Source organism: Bacillus infantis (genome assembly GCF_050107595.1).
In the GTDB taxonomy this organism is placed as follows: domain Bacteria; phylum Bacillota; class Bacilli; order Bacillales; family Cytobacillaceae; genus Bacillus_AB; species Bacillus_AB infantis_C.
In genome coordinates, this window is record NZ_JBNILH010000010.1 from 138,120 (window position 1) to 157,073 (window position 18,954).

Annotated in this window: 21 protein-coding genes and 1 riboswitch; of the genes, 7 read left to right on the forward strand and 14 right to left on the reverse strand. The window is 46.7% G+C overall.

Features of this window, described 5'->3' with window-relative positions:
• Window positions 1-89 precede the first annotated feature (89 nt).
• Window positions 90-413, forward strand: a complete 324-nt coding sequence (locus ACQCVH_RS19805) for a helix-turn-helix domain-containing protein (protein ID WP_009792142.1) — start codon at window positions 90-92, stop codon at window positions 411-413.
• Between the two features lie 140 nt (window positions 414-553).
• Here ACQCVH_RS19805 and ACQCVH_RS19810 read toward each other — a convergent pair whose 3' ends face one another.
• The 5 genes from ACQCVH_RS19810 to sipW all read right to left on the reverse strand — a co-directional run bounded on the left by ACQCVH_RS19810 (window position 554) and on the right by sipW (window position 3,574).
• Entirely contained in the window at window positions 554-694 is a 141-nt protein-coding gene (locus tag ACQCVH_RS19810; RefSeq protein ID WP_426837319.1) for an anti-repressor SinI family protein, read from the reverse strand.
• Between the two features lie 35 nt (window positions 695-729).
• Window positions 730-836, reverse strand: a riboswitch (cyclic di-GMP riboswitch).
• 243 nt (window positions 837-1,079) lie between these two features.
• Window positions 1,080-1,277, reverse strand: coding sequence for a hypothetical protein (locus ACQCVH_RS19815; protein ID WP_426837320.1), 198 nt, complete (start codon window positions 1,275-1,277; stop codon window positions 1,080-1,082).
• A 49-nt stretch (window positions 1,278-1,326) separates the two neighbouring features.
• Window positions 1,327-2,232: an LPXTG cell wall anchor domain-containing protein gene (locus ACQCVH_RS19820; protein ID WP_426837321.1), complete on the reverse strand. Its 906-nt coding sequence runs from the start codon at window positions 2,230-2,232 to the stop codon at window positions 1,327-1,329.
• 73 nt (window positions 2,233-2,305) lie between these two features.
• Entirely contained in the window at window positions 2,306-2,899 is a 594-nt protein-coding gene (locus ACQCVH_RS19825) for a CalY family protein (protein ID WP_318060480.1), read from the reverse strand.
• 81 nt (window positions 2,900-2,980) lie between these two features.
• Window positions 2,981-3,574 (reverse strand): signal peptidase I SipW, encoded by a 594-nt coding sequence (gene sipW, locus ACQCVH_RS19830; RefSeq protein WP_426837322.1) that lies wholly within the window; start codon window positions 3,572-3,574, stop codon window positions 2,981-2,983.
• Window positions 3,575-3,845: 271 nt separating this feature from the next.
• Here sipW and ACQCVH_RS19835 point away from each other — a divergent pair, with 271 nt between their 5' ends.
• Window positions 3,846-4,193 carry a helix-turn-helix domain-containing protein gene (locus tag ACQCVH_RS19835; protein ID WP_426837323.1) on the forward strand — a complete coding sequence of 116 codons (348 nt, stop codon included), beginning with the start codon at window positions 3,846-3,848 and terminating at the stop codon, window positions 4,191-4,193.
• Entirely contained in the window at window positions 4,190-4,810 is a 621-nt protein-coding gene (locus ACQCVH_RS19840; protein WP_426837324.1) for a class D sortase, read from the forward strand. The genes ACQCVH_RS19835 and ACQCVH_RS19840 overlap by 4 nt, the downstream gene beginning before the upstream one ends.
• A 56-nt stretch (window positions 4,811-4,866) precedes the next feature.
• Here ACQCVH_RS19840 and ACQCVH_RS19845 read toward each other — a convergent pair whose 3' ends face one another.
• The 3 genes from ACQCVH_RS19845 to ACQCVH_RS19855 all read right to left on the reverse strand — a co-directional run bounded on the left by ACQCVH_RS19845 (window position 4,867) and on the right by ACQCVH_RS19855 (window position 8,436).
• Window positions 4,867-5,778, reverse strand: coding sequence for a pseudouridine-5'-phosphate glycosidase (locus ACQCVH_RS19845; protein ID WP_426837325.1), 912 nt, complete (start codon window positions 5,776-5,778; stop codon window positions 4,867-4,869).
• Window positions 5,779-5,795: 17 nt separating this feature from the next.
• Window positions 5,796-6,893: a carbohydrate kinase gene (locus ACQCVH_RS19850; protein ID WP_426837326.1), complete on the reverse strand. Its 1,098-nt coding sequence runs from the start codon at window positions 6,891-6,893 to the stop codon at window positions 5,796-5,798.
• Window positions 6,894-7,050: 157 nt separating this feature from the next.
• On the reverse strand, window positions 7,051-8,436 hold the full coding sequence (locus ACQCVH_RS19855) for an alanine/glycine:cation symporter family protein (protein ID WP_426837327.1): 1,386 nt from the start codon (window positions 8,434-8,436) through the stop codon (window positions 7,051-7,053).
• 155 nt (window positions 8,437-8,591) lie between these two features.
• Between ACQCVH_RS19855 and ACQCVH_RS19860 the strand changes: the two genes are divergently transcribed.
• Window positions 8,592-9,011 carry a MarR family winged helix-turn-helix transcriptional regulator gene (locus ACQCVH_RS19860; RefSeq protein WP_311225038.1) on the forward strand — a complete coding sequence of 140 codons (420 nt, stop codon included), beginning with the start codon at window positions 8,592-8,594 and terminating at the stop codon, window positions 9,009-9,011.
• Between the two features lie 77 nt (window positions 9,012-9,088).
• On the forward strand, window positions 9,089-10,291 hold the full coding sequence (locus ACQCVH_RS19865; protein WP_426837329.1) for an MFS transporter: 1,203 nt from the start codon (window positions 9,089-9,091) through the stop codon (window positions 10,289-10,291).
• Window positions 10,292-10,675: 384 nt separating this feature from the next.
• Here ACQCVH_RS19865 and ACQCVH_RS19870 read toward each other — a convergent pair whose 3' ends face one another.
• The 4 genes from ACQCVH_RS19870 to ACQCVH_RS19885 form a co-directional block, all read right to left on the reverse strand.
• Window positions 10,676-11,893 carry an MDR family MFS transporter gene (locus ACQCVH_RS19870; protein WP_426837330.1) on the reverse strand — a complete coding sequence of 406 codons (1,218 nt, stop codon included), beginning with the start codon at window positions 11,891-11,893 and terminating at the stop codon, window positions 10,676-10,678.
• Window positions 11,894-12,000: 107 nt separating this feature from the next.
• Window positions 12,001-12,813 (reverse strand): flagellar motor protein MotB, encoded by an 813-nt coding sequence (gene motB, locus ACQCVH_RS19875; RefSeq protein WP_426837331.1) that lies wholly within the window; start codon window positions 12,811-12,813, stop codon window positions 12,001-12,003.
• Window positions 12,806-13,600, reverse strand: a complete 795-nt coding sequence (gene motA / locus ACQCVH_RS19880; RefSeq protein WP_426837332.1) for a flagellar motor stator protein MotA — start codon at window positions 13,598-13,600, stop codon at window positions 12,806-12,808. Before motA ends, motB begins: the two co-directional genes overlap by 8 nt.
• Window positions 13,601-13,812: 212 nt before the next feature.
• Window positions 13,813-14,190: a DnaJ family domain-containing protein gene (locus ACQCVH_RS19885; protein WP_426837333.1), complete on the reverse strand. Its 378-nt coding sequence runs from the start codon at window positions 14,188-14,190 to the stop codon at window positions 13,813-13,815.
• 149 nt (window positions 14,191-14,339) lie between these two features.
• Here ACQCVH_RS19885 and ACQCVH_RS19890 point away from each other — a divergent pair, with 149 nt between their 5' ends.
• Window positions 14,340-16,172 carry a solute:sodium symporter family transporter gene (locus tag ACQCVH_RS19890; protein WP_426837334.1) on the forward strand — a complete coding sequence of 611 codons (1,833 nt, stop codon included), beginning with the start codon at window positions 14,340-14,342 and terminating at the stop codon, window positions 16,170-16,172.
• A gap of 109 nt (window positions 16,173-16,281) precedes the next feature.
• Here ACQCVH_RS19890 and ACQCVH_RS19895 read toward each other — a convergent pair whose 3' ends face one another.
• Window positions 16,282-16,851, reverse strand: a complete 570-nt coding sequence (locus ACQCVH_RS19895; RefSeq protein ID WP_224951416.1) for a peroxiredoxin — start codon at window positions 16,849-16,851, stop codon at window positions 16,282-16,284.
• Window positions 16,852-17,042: 191 nt separating this feature from the next.
• Here ACQCVH_RS19895 and ACQCVH_RS19900 point away from each other — a divergent pair, with 191 nt between their 5' ends.
• The gene (locus tag ACQCVH_RS19900; protein WP_170939608.1) at window positions 17,043-17,201 is read left to right on the forward strand and encodes a hypothetical protein; all 159 of its coding nucleotides are present in this window, start codon (window positions 17,043-17,045) and stop codon (window positions 17,199-17,201) included.
• A gap of 24 nt (window positions 17,202-17,225) precedes the next feature.
• Here the strand turns inward: ACQCVH_RS19900 and hutH are convergent, their stop codons facing one another.
• The gene (gene hutH, locus ACQCVH_RS19905) at window positions 17,226-18,713 is read right to left on the reverse strand and encodes a histidine ammonia-lyase (RefSeq protein WP_426837335.1); all 1,488 of its coding nucleotides are present in this window, start codon (window positions 18,711-18,713) and stop codon (window positions 17,226-17,228) included.
• Window positions 18,714-18,954: the final 241 nt, after the last annotated feature.

An 18,954-nucleotide genomic window follows, 5' to 3' on the forward strand; every position in this document is an offset into this window, starting at 1 on the left:
GTTAAAATAAATTATATTGATTGAACAAATCGTTCTTAATAAATAACCCTTCGATCATATAACTTCTGGATAAAAGGTGTGTGGAATCAATGATTGGCGAACGTGTAAAAAGACTGCGTCAGGAGAGAAAAATGTCATTATCAGAGCTCGCTGAACAGGCAGGCGTAGCAAAATCCTACCTAAGCTCCCTGGAAAGAAATCTTCAGACAAATCCTTCCATTCAATTTTTGGAAAAAATTTCTGCTGTTCTTCATGTTCCGGTCGATACGCTGATTCTGGACCAGCCCAATAAAGAAGAATTGGACTCTGAATGGATGAATATTGTAAAAGAAGCAATGGATTCCGGCATCTCAAAGGACCAGTTCCGCGAATTCCTCGAATTCAATAAATGGAGGATAAATCAAAAAAAATAACCCTGCCCGAGGCTGTTATGCAAAAACGGACAACCAGTTATCAAGATTGACAGCCTCCGTAGCCTCCATTCTTCCCGCAAAATAAAAAAGCATTTCTCCTGCAGAGAAACACTTAGCTTTCTATATTCTGTTGTTAGTTTTCAGCCGTTATCCGCTATCAGATCCACTGCCGGCTGGCCGGCAAGAAAGTTAAGTATATCTTCTTTATTCAGGCCAATATTTTTTGCTTCAGCAATTAATGCCACCCATTCCAAGTCCAATTCCTGCAAATTATTTTTCATAACCTCTCTCTTCCCCCTAAAATACATTTCGTATTCCAGGCAATCCAGCCGTCCTGGCGCCTTATCCGACTTTAGTATCGATAGGCGCGGTAGACCTGTGACTTTGCGTCCCCATCTTTCAACAGGTTTGCCTTTTTCTGCTCCCTCATGCTTTTTTCATATCCTCTTAAGACTACTATAAAAGTTTTCCCAACATTTACGTGTTGTATTTTGTCAAATTATTCAAATTATTTTAAGATATTATTCGACAAAAAGAAGGATAATTGGATAGTTTTAGAAATCTTCTGGAAGTACATAAGTCTTATGTCCCGGTTAACTTAAGAGGAAAGTGTTAGATTTTTGTTCATTTAGTCGACAGCTTCTTTGAGGGCCTTATGTCCTCTATCTATTTAATGATTCTCCCCTTATAGCTCTCCATCTTTTTCTTAAATGGCATTACCTTCACAGGCAGACGCTCAAACGTAAACGCATCAAAAAAGGGAAACAGCGTCAAATCATTCCCGCACACCGGGCAGAGCCATTCGCCTATTTCACTGCTGCTGTAGGATGGGCGGTGGCATTTAGTGCAGTTTTTTCGGTACATGGGATTTCCTCCTTAAAGAACAGGCCTTGAATAGCATTCCAAGGCCCTGTTAATGGTCTTTCCTGATTCTGTGGTATCTTACTGCCAATAATATGCCGCCTGCCCCCAGCAAAATGCCTCCGAGAAGCATGAAATTATATGTGTTGGTCGCCGTGTCAGGGAGAATATTTTCTCTGATTTCTGGAGTAACTGTAATACCCTCACCTGGATCGCTGCCTGGATTTCCGCTTGCCGGTTCATCGGGATTATGGCTTGGGTCGTCACTGTCATCACCCGGATCTTCGGATGGATTATCTTCACCTGGGTCCTCAGTCTCCCCATCACCTGGATCCTCGCCATTATCACCGTCGTCTGGGTTGTCTTCGCCTGGAGGGTCTTCATCGCCCGGATTATCTCCTGGATCTTCCTCTCCCGGATCCTCACCATCACCAGGGTCGTCCTCTCCTGGCGGGTCTCCATCATCAGGTGGATCTCCTCCGCCATCAAGCGCTTCCGCTACAAACAGAATCTCCACCTCAGCAGAAGAGTTTTGAAAAGCATTCCCTAGTTCATAAGGCATCGTTACCTGGAAAAATAAAGTTTCTGTTTGGCCTTTTTTAAGAGGCCTTGGTGTAAAGCCTTTGAAATCCTTTAATTTTCCTTCGTAAAGAATGGTGCTATCCTTCTTTACCAGCAGCTCCAATTCTTCAAATAAGCCTTTGACAGATTTCTTTTCGCCGATGATGGAACTGTATTTGAAATCCTGTTTTCCATTATTGATGATGGTAATATCGCGCGGCATCCAGTCACCTGGCTTCAAATCACCTACATGAAAAAAATAGCCGGTCAGGTTTGTATGGATGTCAATTTCCTTATCTTCTGCCAAAGCTTTATAAGTGGGAAATAGAGTAAGAATAAATAGAGTTAGTATCATAAAAATTGCTTTTGGCTTTGCCAGCTTGAGTCGGTTTGTCATGGCATTACCTCACTGAATGGTTATTTAGGAAAAGGCGGGATAGAGAGCCATCCCGCCTTTTTTCTGGTTAAAATTATTTGGCTTCGCCAGCACCTTGCTCAGCATTGAATGTCCATTTAAGCTCTAGAGAGTCGCCTTGGAATTCATTTTGATCCTGGCCATTATCTACAAACTCATATTGGACATACAGCTTATCTGAAGTGCCGGCAGCAAGCTTTCCGCCTCTTTCAGCAAGCCAGCCGCTGAAGATGTTTCCTTCAATCAGGTCAGGAGACATAGATTTCAGTGCTGATAGTGTTGTAGAGTAGATTGGTACATCCACTTTATCTGCATTCAGCAGGAAGTTCACTCGGATGTGTTTACCAAAGTCATCACTGTTGTTGCCGTTTGCATCACCTACAGTGTAATCTGTATCCAGCGTGATAGATGCAATGTCCAGAGTTCCTCCATTTACCAGATCAAACGAACGCAGCATAGTATCGCCTGGCTTGATGTTATCTACATCAATGATTGTTGTTGGATCAGCGCTCAGATCCAAAGTTCCGGCAGCAAAACTTCCTGTGGCTTCAGCAGTATCACTGAAGTATGCAAATGTCCCTCCGCCGACTAAAGATACTCCAAGTGCTGCAGATGCAATCCCCAAACCGAATTTCTTTTTAAAGCTCATGTTCCGTTTCCTCCTCTTACCCTTTGGGTATGTATAATTTTTATATTGAACCCTGTGTTGCCACAGAGATTTCAACCTGGCTTAAGCTGTTTTTTCTGTGGTGTCGCCTTTGTCTTTAGCTCTTGCTTCAAGTTCCCTCATCGCCTGATAGATGGTAAAGGCTGCATAGCCCAGCATCAGGATGCCAGGGCCGATCAATAAGATGGCAGCACCTTTTTGGGATTTAGCAAAGTCTATGAAATAACCTGCATATGGCAGGGTATATCCTGTATAGATAGCAGTCACATTTTCTGAGAGGACGGGGTCCAAATCCTTGGATTGGTTGTTATCCCCTTTAGTTTCATACATGACGTGTTCGCCGCTGTGGGTAATATCAGTAATCCTATGGGTGATCAGTTTTTTGTCCTCATCTATAAAGGTGATGATGTCTCCTTTGTTCAGTTCTTTCTTAGCGCTGCCTTCAAGCGGCTTGACTGCGATGACTGATCCGGTCATGAAGGTCGGCTCCATCGAACCGGAGAGAACAGTTTTTATTTGATAGCCAAATGCCTGAGGTTCACCACCGGAAGCTTTTGACGAGATCACAAGGAATGCCATTAATAGGAGATTAATAAATAATAGCCATGTAATAATGCTGCTGATTATCTTTCTGACGGTTTTCCAGCTGAACTTCAAGCTTCATTCACCTTCCTCTTTTTCTCTATTAATCCAGTCAATTCTTAGTAGTTGTTCTTTTTGTTCTTTTTATCGAACTCACAAGTTGAGTATAGTACATCCTCCCCAACTTTGAAAATTGCCAAATTTAGCCGTTTTTTCTTTTTAACGAACAGTTTTCACGGATTTCCTTCTAATATCTCGATTATTCTTACTTTTTTGTATTTTTTAATGAACTTTACGTTCGTTATAATGAAGTTGTGTCTATACTATAGTTAGAGGGGATATTCTAATGGTAGGTGGGAGGATAAAACGCTTGCGGCTCCTAAGAGGCTTTTCCATAAATGAACTTGCTGAAAAATCAGGGGTTTCCAAATCCTATTTGAGCTATATCGAAAGGGATATCCAGAAGAATCCATCCCTGCAGGTTCTTTCCAAACTGGCGAGAACACTCGGGACATCAGTCGAAGAGCTTCTAGATTATAAAGTAAATCCCGATTTCCAGACGGCAGAACTTGATCCTGAATGGCATGAGCTTGTCCAGGAAGCGATCGACCAGGGAATCACAAAAGAAGATTTTAGTTATTACCTGGATTTTATCCGTTTTAAAAACACTCATGGAGGCAATGACGGCAAGTGAGGCTTAAAAGCTCTATACTATTATGCTCTGCAATTATCTTCATCCTGAGCGGCGGCGGGCTGCTGTTATTCTCTATTAAGGAGGCAGCAGATCAAAGCCGGCAAACAGCAGAAGCTCTTGAAACAGCTAAGAGTTCACTTCCCCCCGAAGAAACTGCTGTTCAAGAGAAAGAACACCCTGCTGAAAAACCAATCAATTCTGTTTTTAAAACAGGAGACATTATCGGCATTTTGGAAATTCCGGAACTTAAGGCAGAGCTTCCTATAATAGAAGGAACTGATGAGGAGGAATTGGAAAAAGGCGTCGGGCACTATGCCGGCACAGTTTTCCCCGGGCAGAAAGATCAGATTCTTCTCTCCGGCCATAGGGATACCGTTTTCCGAAAAATCGGTGAACTAAAGCTGGGGGATGAGCTGATTGTGAGGATGCCTTATGGAGACTTCACATATGAAATCATCGACTCTTTTATAGTTGATGCGGATGATACTACTGTCATTAAGCCGACGGCTCCGGAGGAAATATTGACCCTTTCTACATGCTATCCTTTTTATTTTGTCGGCAGTGCACCGGACCGGTACATTTTGACGGCAAAGAGGATTCACGATTCCGGCACTTGAACAGTGAACGGATTAATGTAAAAAACCGGCCCCCGCCAGGGACCGGCTCTCCACCATTACTTCTGCAGCCCAACGGCAATCTTCGCTCCAACTTCTGCATTGTGCTTAACTAGCGCGATGTTGGCTGTAAGGCTTGTTCCTTCTGTCAGTTCTTTTACTTTGCTCAGGAGGAAAGGTGTTACCAGCTTTCCGGCAATCTGGTTGTCTTTTGCTTCTTGAAGCGCTGTTTCAATGACGTTTGTGATGAAGCTTTCTTCAAGGGCATCCTCTTCCGGGATCGGGTTAGCGATGACCACGCCGCCGTCCAGGCCAAGCTCCCATTTTGTGCGGATCAGGCTGGCTGCATCCTCAGGAGTGTCAACGCGGTGGTTGACGTCAAATGGGCTTGTACGTGTGTAGAATGCCGGCAGCTTGTCTGTTTCATAGCCGACAACCGGCACACCGTGTGTTTCCAGGTATTCAAGGGTCAGGCCGATATCCAGGATGGATTTGGCTCCTGCGCAGACGACCGCTACATTGGTCTGGGCGAGCTCCTGAAGGTCAGCAGAGATATCCATGGTTGTTTCTGCTTCGCGGTGAACGCCGCCGATGCCGCCTGTGACGAATACTTCGATTCCGGCAAGCTCTGCGCAGATCATCGTGGCTGCCACAGTGGTTGCGCCGTTTTTGCCCTGGGCGATCAGATAAGGAAGATCACGGCGGCTGGCTTTTTCAATATCCTTGCTTTGGGCAAGGAATTCCAGCTCGTCCTCAGAGATGCCGATCTTGATTTTTCCATTGATGATGGCAATGGTTGCAGGCACCGCACCATTTTGGCGGATGATATCTTCTACTTCTTTGGCGGTCACGATATTCTGCGGGTATGGCATGCCGTGTGAGATGATCGTTGACTCTAATGCCACAACCGGTTTATTTGCTTTTCGCGCTTCCAATACTTCTTCTGAAAATTCAAGATAGTTTTCTAGCATATTAATATTCTCCTTTATTAGCTGAAATTGTGCTGAAATGTTTCCTGCAGTCTGACATTATTTAAAATTGGACTGACGGTTTCTTCCGATTGCAGTGTCAGCATGCTGCAGGCGATGCCGATTTTGCAGGCGTTTTCTGTATTAAGCCCCTTCAGATGGGCGTAAAGGATACCGGCTACAAGCGAGTCGCCTGCCCCAGTCACATCCTGTACCTTGATCTTCGGCGGAAGCAGCACTCCTGCCTCGCCTTCCTTTGTGTAGAAAATCAGCCCTTTGTCACCTCTTGTAATGACGACCTTCTCCACACCTTTTTTCATGATCTTCTCAGCCGCTTTAAAGAAATCTCCGTCACTATCAATCTTCATTCCTGACAGCGCCTCAGCTTCGTCATGATTGGCAATCAGCCATGTCACACCCATCAGATTTCCGGGCAGCTTCTTCACCTTTGGGGAAGAGACCGGCGTGATGCAAAGCGGAACAGACTCTTCATAGCAGCGGGAAATCGTCTTTTTCAGCACGTCTGCCGGAAAATTGGTATCCAGCAGGACAATCTCTGCCGAGGCAATATAGCCCCATCTTTTTTCGATAAATTCTGAATCTATACGGTCGTATAAGGCCATATCGGCAAAAGCGACTGTCATTTCACCATCATGGTCCAGAATCGCTGTATACGTTCCTGTCGCGGTATTCGGCAAGGTCTGGGACGGGGTGATGTCGACAAAATCTTTAGTATAGCCCAGCAGCCAGTTTCCTTCAGTATCGTCGCCCACAGCTGTCATAAGACTTGCGTCGCAGCCAAGCCGGCCAAGGTTTTCTGCAATATTCCTGGCAACCCCGCCGCAAGACTGGGAGCTGGCCGACGGATTAGAGGTACCGCTTTCAATTTTGCCAATCGCCTGAATCTTCCGGTCGATATTAGCCCCGCCGATGCAGAGAACTTCCTTCTTGTTCGGCAGCATATAAGCCCTTCCAAGGATTTTACCCTGCCTGGCAAGCGAGGAAATATAGCCAGCAGCAGCCGAGCGTGACAACCCCGTCTTCTCTGCAATCTCACTTTGGGAAATGAACGGGTCCTCTTTTATCAAATTCAAAATGGATTGTTCTTTTTCATTCACAGCGTTTCACCGCCTTTATAAACTTTTGTCTAAATTATAAACATTTGTTTACAGAAAGAGCAATGGTTTTCAGGTAAAAATATAGGTCTGACTTATAGGTATGAAGTCAGACCACATAAGGGTTTGCACAAAAAAGACGGGGAAAATCCCCGCCTCTTTATGCCGCATCATCTTTCTTTTTAATATCCTTCAAATAGTATTTCTCCGAGGTAAAAAACTCATTTTTAAGCTCTTTCACCTGCTTGCTCAGCAGAAGGACGGCAATGATGTTTGGAACCAATATTGCAGCCAGCGCCAGGTCAAGGAACTGCCAGATCGTTTGCGCAGCGCCTACCGACCCAAGCACGATAGCTCCGATATAAACAAACTTGATGGCCTGTCCGGCAAAATCGCCAAACAGGAATTCCGCCTGCTTTGATCCGTAGAAAATAACTACAATGATGGTTGATACAACAAAGAATATAAGTGAAATCGTGACGATGAGGCTGCCGGTCTGTCCGAAGTACTGGGAAAAAGCCGCTGTTGTCAGGGATGATGGATCATCCATAGCCCCTTCCCTCTGCCAGACGCCTGAAGACAGCACCACAAAAGCTGTCGCAGAGCAGACAATCAGCGTATCAACGACAATGCCGACGATCGCCCAAAAGCCCTGTCTGACAGGATGGTCAGTCTGTGCAGCCGCATGGGCGATCGGAGCCGTCCCAAGTCCTGCTTCATTGGAATATAATCCTCGTGCAAAGCCCCAGCGGATGACCTCGCCGATGGCTGCACCTGCAAAGCCGCCCATTGCCGCTGCCGGCTGGAATGCGTAAGTGAAGATTAATTCCAATACCTCAGGAACCTTGCCGAAGTTCATAAATAGGATTACAAGTGCTGTTCCCACATAAATCAATGCCATAAACGGAACCAGGATTTCAGTTACCTGCCCGATCCGCTTGATGCCGCCGAATACAATTAATGATACAACTGCTGCAACAGCAATTCCTGTCCACAGCCCATTGATTTCAAATGTTTCTGAAACAGCCGATGATACCGCATTTCCCTGCACCATGATGCTTGGGATCAGCTCGATCATAAGCGCAAAGGCAAACCAGACACCCAGCCATTTCATATTGAGCCCTTTTGTCATATAGTACATCGGCCCGCCGACATATTCGCCGTCTTCATTCTTTTCCCGGTACTTGACCGCCAGGACGCTTTCCGAAAACTTGATGGCCATGCCGATCAAAGCAATTACCCACATCCAGAAGACTGCACCGGGTCCGCCGAACATGATGGCTGCCGGTACACCGACGATATTAGCCGCTCCGATTGTCGAGGACAGTGCAGATGTCAGCGCCTGAAGCGGAGTGACCGTTCCCTCTCCTTTCGGCTTTTTAAACACACTGCCGAAGGTCTGCTTGAAAATATAAACCGGGTATCTGAATTGGAAGAATCCCAGTAAAAAGGTTAAATATATGCCTGTTCCAGCCAGGATGATGATGATCGGCGGCCCCCACAGCCAAGCCGAGATACTTCCCACAAGCTCTAAAAATGAGTCCAATTGAATTTCCCCCTAGTAGATAAATTGCACATTGCTGCTGTTTAACCCATTCCCTTCAAGCCGCTCTTCAAACCTGTTTCCTAAAAACGGACTGGACAAATATGTCTTTTTCCCTTATAGTTAGCTAGGCAACTAATTGAAACGGGTGATAGTATATGAATAAAATGGATCCTTTTTTTCACAGCTTCAACCAATGTACCCGGCAGTTCTCCAAGGGCCTGAACGATGTGCTGACCCCTATGGGACTTTATGCCGCACAATGGCCGATCATCTACAGGCTGAAAACAACAGGCTCCAGCACACAGGTTGAGCTTTCCACCTATCTCAGCGTTGAGGCCCCGACCATGACAAGAGCCCTTCTCCGTCTTGAAAAATCAGGCTGGATCAGCAGGGTGCCGGGGAAAGACAAGCGTGAAAAAAAGATTCTGCTCACAGATGCAGCCCTCACTCAATATCCAGATTGGCTGGCCGCCGTAGAAGGATACGAACAAAAAATGCTTGAGGATATTTCTGAAGAAGAATTAATGGCTGCCATATCAGTCATGCAAAAAATGAAGCAAAATTCCGGACGCTGATCAGCCCCGCAAGGCCTTCCGTTTTTCTTCTCACTACTTCACAGACTCTCAGTAACATGACATCAAGGAGGACAATCATGAAGAAACAACCCCTTTGGACAAAGGACTTTTTAGGCGTTTCTATTACTAGTTTTTTCTTATTTATCGGGTTTTATATATTGCTGACCACTCTTCCCATTTACATTCTCGATGATTTAAAAGGAAGTGAATCACAGGTCGGCCTTATCATTTCGGTATTCCTGATCGCCGCCGTCATCTCCCGTCCTTTTACAGGAAAATGGATTGACGAAATCGGCCGCAAGAAAATCCTGATGATTTCTATGGTTATTTTTACAGTGGCTTCTGCACTTTATTTTACAGCAGACAGCCTGCCAATGCTTTTGGCAGTCCGCTTCCTGCATGGCGCGGGCTTCGGGATGGCCACAACGGCCACTGGTGCCATCGTCGCGGATATCGTACCGGCTGAAAGGCGCGGCGAAGGGCTTGGCTATTATGCCATGTTCATGAACCTTGCCATGGTTATCGGGCCTTTCACAGGGCTGACCATCATTCAATATGCGGCATACAGCTGGATTTTTGTTTTATGTACGGTGCTTGCTGTCCTGGCTCTGGTGCTGTCATCTATCATCAGCATCCCGGAAAACACTGGCGAAAAAACAAAGCAGCCTTCATTCGCTTTTTCAAGCCTGTTTGAAAAAAATGCCGTTCCGGTTTCCATTGCAGCCGGCACGCTCGCGTTTGCCTATTCGGGTGTATTATCCTTCATTTCGGTGTATGCCAAGGAGCTCGGACTCATGCAGGCGGCGTCCTTTTTCTTTGTCGTCTATGCAGCCTTCATCCTGATTTCACGCCCGTTCACAGGCCGCTGGTTTGACCTGTACGGTGAAAACAGGGTCATCTATCCGGCAATCGTCTTATTTGCCGCCGGCCTGTTCCTGCTCAGCCTTGCAGACAACAGCTTCCTGTTCCTGCTTGCCGGCGCCGTGATCGGCCTTGGCTACGGCACCATCGTGCCAAGCATGCAGACAGTGGCCATCAAAAATGCCGATCCGGCAAAAAGAGGGCTGGCCACCTCCACCTTCTTTACGATGTTCGACTCAGGCATCGGCCTTGGCTCCTATGTACTCGGCATCGTCGCCGTCTACACAGGGTTTGCCAAGCTATACATGGTGCTTGTCGTGGTCTCACTGATCGGCCTAGGACTCTACTATATCCTTCACGGGAAAAAAACAGCAGCAGCCAAAGAAGAAATGCAGTCAGAAGTGAATATCTCTATGTAAAGTGAAACAGGACCCCCGGCTGGAGGGTCCTGTTTTTGTATTTGCAGATGAAATTCGGGCGTTTATTTGCGGTTTTTTAGGTTTATGGGCAGCTTCATTTTGCGGTTATTAGCAAGTTTTCGTTTTATTAGCAAGTTCTCACGTTTATTAGCAAGTTTTTCATTTTATTAGCAACTTTTCCATTATATTAGCAACTTCCAGCTTTTATTAGCAACTCTGCAAAAAACAGCCCGCGGCTCTTTTTTGCGACTTTTCAGGTTTATTTGCGAGTTTCCCATTTTATTTGCGACTCTTCAATTTTATTTGCGACTCTCTCAATATATTTGCGACTCCGAGCTTTGCCAGCTGCACCGCTCCCCAGCACCTCAGCCATTACAAAACAGCCTACCCTTCCACACTCCGCACTCCCGCCTTCACTGTCACCAGATTCCCAATTCTGTAAAATATGATACTGCCCAATGACAGCCCCGCGATCATCCAGAAGGCAATCTGCCCTCCGGTCTGGCCAAGCAGGAAGCCGCCGAGGATCGGGCCTGCGAAATGGCCGACTTTCCGGAATTGGCTTGCTCCAAAGTAGGTTCCTCTGTTCGTATCGTCTGCCAGCTGGTCAATCATGATGCTGCTGGAAGGGAAGATCAGGATTTCTCCGATTGTAACGATGAGCATGGCCAGGAATCCAATGATCCAGCCGTTTGTAAAGCTGAAGCATACCAGTCCAAGCGATAGAAGGACAGAGCCGCACATCATCACCTGCAGCGGATGGAATTTTTCAGCAAAAGAGCTGATCGGCAGCTGCAGGATCACCACCATCACAGCATTGATGGAAAGCAGGCTTGAGTATATAACTATGCCATTGGCCAGTTCATTTTCCAGAAATTGCGGGAGGGTTGATTCAATCTGGGCATACCCTAAATTGATCAGGATGCTTCCCAGTATCAGGAAGAGCAGTGCTTTGTCCCGCCTGACCACCCGTATTGATTCCTTGAAGGTCGCCCCCTTCTTGGCGGGATCTGCTGTTTTTTTAATCTTATATCTGGACAAAAATACTGCCAGGAATATTCCATACAGCAGATAGATTGTCCCGGTTATCACAAACGTGCTGTCTGCGGAAACAGAAGCCAGATAGGCGCCAAGCAGCGGACCGGCAGATGCGCCGACATTGATGGCGGTATAACGGAGCGAAAAGGCCTTCATCCGGTATTTCTTGTCTGTCAGGTCTGCTATAAGCGCCTGGGAGGTCGGCTCAAAAAAGGAGCTGCACAAGCCGTTTAAAGCATTCAGTATGACAAATAAGGCCGGTGAATCAGCCAGGGCAAACCCGTAAAAAACGAGGCACCACATTATCAGGGCACTCAGCATGATGGGCTTACGTCCAAATCTGTCAGACAGATAGCCGCCTATAAAGCCGCCTATCGTCCCGGTCAGCGGACTGATTCCAATGGTCAGGCCGATCAAAAGCGGGTGGAGGTCCATCGTACTGGAAAGGTAAATGGCGAGGAAGGGCAGCGTCATAAAGGAAGCGCCTCTTGCCAGTACCGTCCCTCCCAGAAGGACCCAAACCACTGGATGGAACTGCTTAGCATATACCTTCAGTCTGTTCATTTTCATAGCCTTCTTTTAGTCAATTTTGTGATTTCTAAATTTTATCAAAGCAAGAGCAGATACACTATATAAATTTATATAAAAAAACCGAACCATTCCGGCTCGGCTTATGTTCTTGGCAATATTAAAATTTCAACCCGCCTGTTTTTTGCCCGGCCTTCTTTTGTATCATTGGAGGCGGCAGGCTGGAATTCGCCAAATCCTTTTGCACTGAAGGCCCGGGCATCCAGGTCTTTGTTATGCAGAAGGATTTTCATGAAGTTCACGGCTCTCATGACGCTTAATTCCCAGTTGGATTCAAACTCGGAGTTTTTGATCGGCATGTTGTCTGTATGGCCGCTGATGATGATATGGCGCGGCGGGTCCATAACGAGCAGCTCGCCGATCTCATCAGCAATTGATAAATCGCTTGCCCTTATTTCAGCGACTCCAGAAGCGAACAGGACGTTGTCGCGGATAGTGACGAGCAGCCCCTCATCTGTCAATGAAGTCTCAAGCTTGTCTGTCAGCCCATTTTTCTGGATATAAGTCTGCACCTTCTCTTCGACTTCCTTGAGCTCCTGCTTATCGGTAATCTTCTGGACTTTTCCGTCCACCTCTATCTCATTCTGGCCCTCTTCAAAGCCGCCGGCAGCAGCGGAAGTTTTCTCGACTTCCTCTTTATTCTCGGTCTCGGTCTCATCTGCAGACTGCATGGCGCCATCCGGCAACGGGCTAGGGAAATCAAAGAAGCCTGTCCCGCCATTGAATGCCTCGTTGAATGCTTTTGAAAGAGACTGGAATTTCTGGGCATCCACTGAGCTCATGGCAAAAAGGACAATGAAAAGGGCAAGCAGGAGTGTCAGAAGATCAGCATAAGGAATCAGCCAGGACTCATCAACATGTTCTTCATGATGCTCCTTTTTCTTCCGCTTACTCATCTGCCTTCACTTCGCTTTCTTCGAGAAACTGCTTCCTCTCTCCTGCAGGCAGGTAAGATGCCAGCTTCTGCTCGATGACGCGTGGAGCTTCTCCCTCAAGAATCGAAAGGACTCCTTCTATCATCATATATTTCAGTTTTGACTCCTGTTTTGATTTGCGCTTCAGCTTATTGGCAAACGGATGCCAGAGCACATATCCAGTGAAAATCCCAAGAAGCGTTGCTACGAATGCTGCACTGATGGCATGCCCCAGCTTTTCAGTGTCGCTCATATCATTCAAGGCTGCGATAAGTCCTACCACAGCGCCCAAAACACCTAGTGTCGGAGCATATGTACCGGCCTGTGTGAAAATTGCAGCCCCGGATTGATGCCTTTCTTCCATAGCTTCTATTTCTTCCGATAAGACATCTCTGATGTAGTCTGCACTTTGCCCATCTACCGCCAGCGACAGCCCATTTTTAAGAAAAGGATCTTCAATTTCATTCATCTTTCCTTCAAGAGCCAGAAGCCCTTCTTTTCTCGCCAGCTGAGCCCACTCTGAGAACATTTTAATCAGTTCTCCAGGCGCCATCTGTTTTTTCTCCTTAAATAATATGCCAAATAGCTTAGGTGTTTTTTTCAATTCACTGGATGGGAAAGCAATCGTAACCGCCGCGATGGTACCGACAATAATGATCAGGATTGCAGCTGGATTTACCAGAGCAATCGGGCCCACACCCTTCAGCACCATGCCCACACCCACTGCAATGATTGCCAGTATTATACCTATTAATGATGATTTATCCATATACGTCACCTGTCTTAATATAATGTCTATTTCTATTTATTTCGACAGGGACCCTCATTTATTTAGGTAATTCCTAATATTAATCTGCAATTCTTTTACTTTCTAAAAAATAATAGTCTTTAAAATAGGTATATAGAACTAATTCAGGAACTTTCAAAATGTTAATGGGGTGAGTTCCGCCAAAAGAAAAAAACTCCTTTTTCAAGGAGCTTTCAATCAGCCAATTTATGATGAATTTTATCTTCATAGTTTTTAAATATCGAGGAGTTTGTAGCTGTCCGCCTTTTAGACATGATGCTGTTGAATTGCAGCAGCTTCTGGTTCAGCTGCTTCTGAAGATCTTTCTTTTCTGCAGGGTCTTCGCATTTTTTTATAAGATCCTCGATGGTGGACATCTCCTGTTTCAAGCTGCTGTCTTCTTCTGTATAGCCTGCATTTTTCATCATTCTGTAGGCCATGCGCAGGTCGTCCGGGACATGGGAAAGCTCATCATGGGGAAGCGGTTTTCCAAAGCCGGGAAGGTTTTCAAATTCGCCTTCTTTATAGCCTTTCTTGATCCGTTCTTCTGAAATGATTCCAAAAAGGTCCATCTGCGGCCTCCTTTCAATCCTTTCCTCTATTATAATGGCCTCCTCCTTTATTTGAAAGCCGCTGGGATTATATTCCTTTTCAGCAAAAGGTTTGAAATAGGCTGTTTGAGGTTATTTAACGAACTAAAAAGAGAAAAGGAAGTGCACCTATGTTTACTGGGGGAATTGCTTTTACTTTAATATCCTGTGCCTTTTTTATGGCGATCGTTGCCTGGATTTCGTACGTGAAAACGAAAGGGGCAGTCAGCGATTCTACAGGATATTTCCTCGCAGGCAGGGGGCTGACAGGGGGATTCATCGCCGGATCGCTATTGCTGACAAATCTGTCGGCCGAGCAGCTGATCGGCCTGAATGGACAGGCCTACCGCACCAATTTGAGCAATATGGCCTGGGAAGTTACCGCAGCTTTCGCCATCATCTTCATGGCTGTTTATCTGCTGCCAAAGTATTTGGGCGGAAACTTTACCACGCTGCCCGAATTCTTAAGCAAGCGCTTTGATGAAGGGGTAAGGCGCTATACCGTCATCCTGTTCATGCTTGGCTATATTCTTGTTACTATTCCATCCATGCTTTATTCGGGGGCGCTGGCTGTGCTGCAGCTGTTTGATGTGCCGTCCCTTTTAGGTATTACATATGAATCTTCTGTTTGGCTTGTTATTTGGATCATCGGCATCATCGGGGCCATTTACGCCATCTTCGGCGGACTGAAGGCTGTTGCTGTTTCTGATACGTTAAACGGAATCGGCCTCCTGATCATCGGGATCCTGATTCCGGTTCTTGGCTTCTTCGCCCTTGGCGACGGCAATTTCTTCAGCGGTCTGAAAACCATTGCCACTGATCACCCTGAAAAATTGAACAGCATCGGGACGAAAGAAGACTCTGTCCCGTTCGGCACCATTTTTACCGGAATGATTTTTGCCAATCTATTCTACTGGGCTTCTAATCAGTATGTTATCCAGCGTACATTAGGTGCGAAAAATCTGGCTGAAGGCCAAAAGGGTGTCATGATTTCAGGCTTTTATAAGCTGCTTGTCCCTGTTTTCATGATGATTCCCGGCGTCATTGCCTTTCATCTTTATGGCAATTCACTGAAATCAGTCGACCTTGCCTATCCAGCCCTGATTTCAGATGTGATGCCCGGCTATCTGTCCGGATTTTTCCTTGCGGTCCTGCTGGGGGCCGTATTCAGCTCCTTCAATTCATTGCTGAACAGCGCCGCCACCCTTTTTGCCCTGGATATATACAAGCCACGGATCAATCCTAATGTGAGTGACGAAAAGCTGATCAGCATCAGTAAATGGTTCGGGACTTTTCTCGCCATTGTCTCTTTATTCATCTCTCCGATGCTGATGAACGCATCTGACGGACTTTGGGACCTGATTCGAAGGTTCACCGGATTTTTCAACATACCGATCATCGCTATCGTACTCGTCGGCATATTCTCGAAATATATCCCGGCATTGGCGCCAAAAGTGGTTATCATTTTCCATGTGATTGCTTATTATATGCTCGTATGGGGCACTGACCATCTGTTTGGCTATACGGTGCCGATCCATTTTATCCATATCTATGCCATCCTGTTTGCTGTCGAGATCCTGATGATGGTTATTATCGGTAAAATCAAGCCGAGAGCCTCTGCTTATCATTTCCGTGCAGACGCCCTGGTGAATATGGTTCCGTGGAAGGGCGTGCTTCCTGTTTCCATCATTCTCCTCTCTCTCGTTGCTTTTACGTATATCGTCTTTTCAAAAATCGGCCTTGCTTATGAAGCTGCTATTGTTTCCCCAGCTTTCTGGCCAGCCACAGTCGCCATCTTTATCATTGCCAGCATCTTCATCTATCTGTCCATAAAATTCTGGAACAGAAAATACGCTTCCTATCTGGAAGGCCAGAACACGGAAGGCGCCACGCAAGTCAAAGGAACAGGCTCCGGCCTGAATCCGCTGATTGTCAATGCCAAGCAAACTGCGGTTAAAGATTAGGAAACGCAGTTTATATATCAAGCAAAAAGACCCGCTTTATAAAAGGCGGGTCTTTTGTTTATCGGACAGCCACTGTTCCCTGCGGCATCCCTATTACCAGCAGCCGTATTTATATTTTCCCAATCATATTCGGATCGCTCATCATTCCCTGCTGGCCCGGCATCCAGTTGGCAGGTGTGCCTTTGCCTGTCTGTTTTGCATATTGGAGGGCTTGAAGGATGCGGACATGTTCATGGAGATTGCGGCCGATATTACCGGGATAAATCAGTTTTGCCTGGATGATCTGCTCAGGGTTCAAGAACACAGATGCCCGGAATGATGCTCCTGAATTTTCATCAAGAACGCGGTAGGCCTTGCTGATGCTGTGGGTCCGGTCGCTCAGAAGCGGGAAGGTCACATGCTTCAGGGAAGGCGATGTTTCTTTGAACACTTTGTGGGAATAAACGCTGTCCGTGCTGATGGCAAGGACTTCCACATTCATGTTTTTTACATAAGGGTAAATAGCGGCGACCGCCGCCAATTCTGTCGGTCAGACAAAGGTAAAGTCGCTGGGGTAAAAAAACAGCAGCACCCACTGGCCCTGGAAATCCTGCAGGCTGACCTTCTGGATTCCCTGGTCAATCACAGCATCAGCTGTAAACAGCGGGGCAGGATCCCCTTTTGAAGCTGTAAAAGGCATCGGCTGTTTGGCCAGCTCCTCCGCCTGGAACGCTTCCCGCATACGCACCGCTCCTTTCTAATGTGCTATATATCATTATAGATATGCACTTCCTGCAAAAGCTGAACAAGTTTTGGGCACATATCCGGCGGCCGGGGAGGGAAAGCTACGGAAAGAACCTATTTCCACCTATGAAAGGAGACGATCTGCTTATGTCACGAGGAGAACATTTTAATCATAAACGAAAAGGGCATCCCGGAAACTTCCCTGAGGGGACGCTAGTGGAAAGGCACTCTAAGGATGCGATTGAGGATGAAGAATTCATTGTCGTCCAGGAAGCCTTTAAAAACCGGGTCGAAGAAGAAGATTAAGCACAAGGGGAGGCAGTCCTCCCCTTATTTCATTATTCCTTCCTTCAGCCAGGCCGCACATTTTTCAATATCCTTTGAGAATACCCTGTCTTTTGTAATGGATGGGATGATTTCCCTCGCCTTTTCGTAGATCTTTCTTGTTTTCGGCGCCATTTTTTCAACCCCCCGGAACTCGGCTGCCTGCAGGGCGCAAATCAGCTCAATCGCCAGCACCCGGGTCGCATTCTGGATGATCTGCCACGCATGCCGGGATCCGATCGTTCCCATGCTCACATGGTCTTCCTGATTGGCGGAAGACGGGATGGAATCAACACTTGCCGGATGGGCCAGCGTTTTATTTTCCGAAACAAGTGATGCCGCGCTGTATTGCATGATCATGGCTCCTGACTGGAGGCCAGGCTCCGGGCTTAAGAAAGCAGGCAGGTCGCTGAGCTGCGGATTGACGAGCCGCTCGATTCTTCTTTCCGAAATATTGGCCAGCTCCGCCACAGCAATCTTCATAAAATCCATAGCAAAAGCAATCGGCTGCCCATGAAAATTCCCGCCGGAAATGACCCAGTCCCCCTCTTCAAAAATCAGCGGATTATCGGTCGCCGCATTCATCTCAATCTCCAATTTCTCTTTTACATAATCAAGTGCCTGCCAGCTGGCACCGTGAACCTGGGGAATGCACCGGAGAGAATAGGCATCCTGGACACGGAGCTCCCCCTGAACGGTCGTCAATCTGCTTCCGGACAGATAATCTCTCATCCTTGCTGCCGTGTCAATCTGCTGCTGATAGCCGCGGGCCAGATGGATTCTTTCATCAAATGCATCCGTAATGCCGTTCAGGCCTTCCATCGTTATGGCCGCAATCATCTCGCTTTGAAATGCCAGCTGCTCCGCTTCGAGATAAGCGACCGCACCCATGCTGGTCATGGCCTGGGTGCCATTAATGAGGGCAAGCCCCTCCTTCGCCTCCAGATGGAAAGGAGCAAGTCCTGCAGACTCGATAGCCTCTGATGAAGGCTGCCTCTTCCCTTTGTAAAAAACCTCCCCCTCACCAATCAGAGCAAGAGCAAGATGGGACAATGGAGCAAGATCCCCGCTCGCGCCAAGCGATCCCTGCTGCGGGATGACAGGGTGAATTTCTTCATTCAGGAACCCGAGCAGCCTTTCAACCAGCTCCGGCCTCACACCTGAATATCCTTTTAACAGCGCATTTGCCCGGAGCAGCAGCATCGCCCTTGAAACAGATTCAGGAAAAGGCTCCCCCACCCCGCATGCGTGGGAACGGATGAGATTCAGCTGGAGCGCCTTTACATCCTTCTGGTTGATCAGCACATCGCTGAACTTCCCAAAACCAGTGTTAATGCCGTAAATGACCCTTTCTTCTTCTACAATTCTGCGCACAGCCTCATGGCTTTGCTCCACCAGCTCCATGCTTCCGGCGGATGCAGCCGCCTGTTCTTTCTCCAATACAACTGCCCTTACCTGTTCCAATGTTAATGTGTTTCCTGTCAATTCGATCATTCTCTTTCCCCCTCAGCATATTAGCGAAATAAAGAAGAGGCTGCATTCAAACCAGGGTTTGAAATACAGCCTCTTTCGAAAATGTTATAAGTTGATGTGTGTTCCTCTTCATTGCGCATCATCCATTATGATTTATTTATTCTATTCTTCATTGTATGAATAGATTTTTTATGATGTCAACAGGTTTTTACCATATTTTAACATATTAGATTGTTAGATGATTAGCATGGTAGCGGGGTGA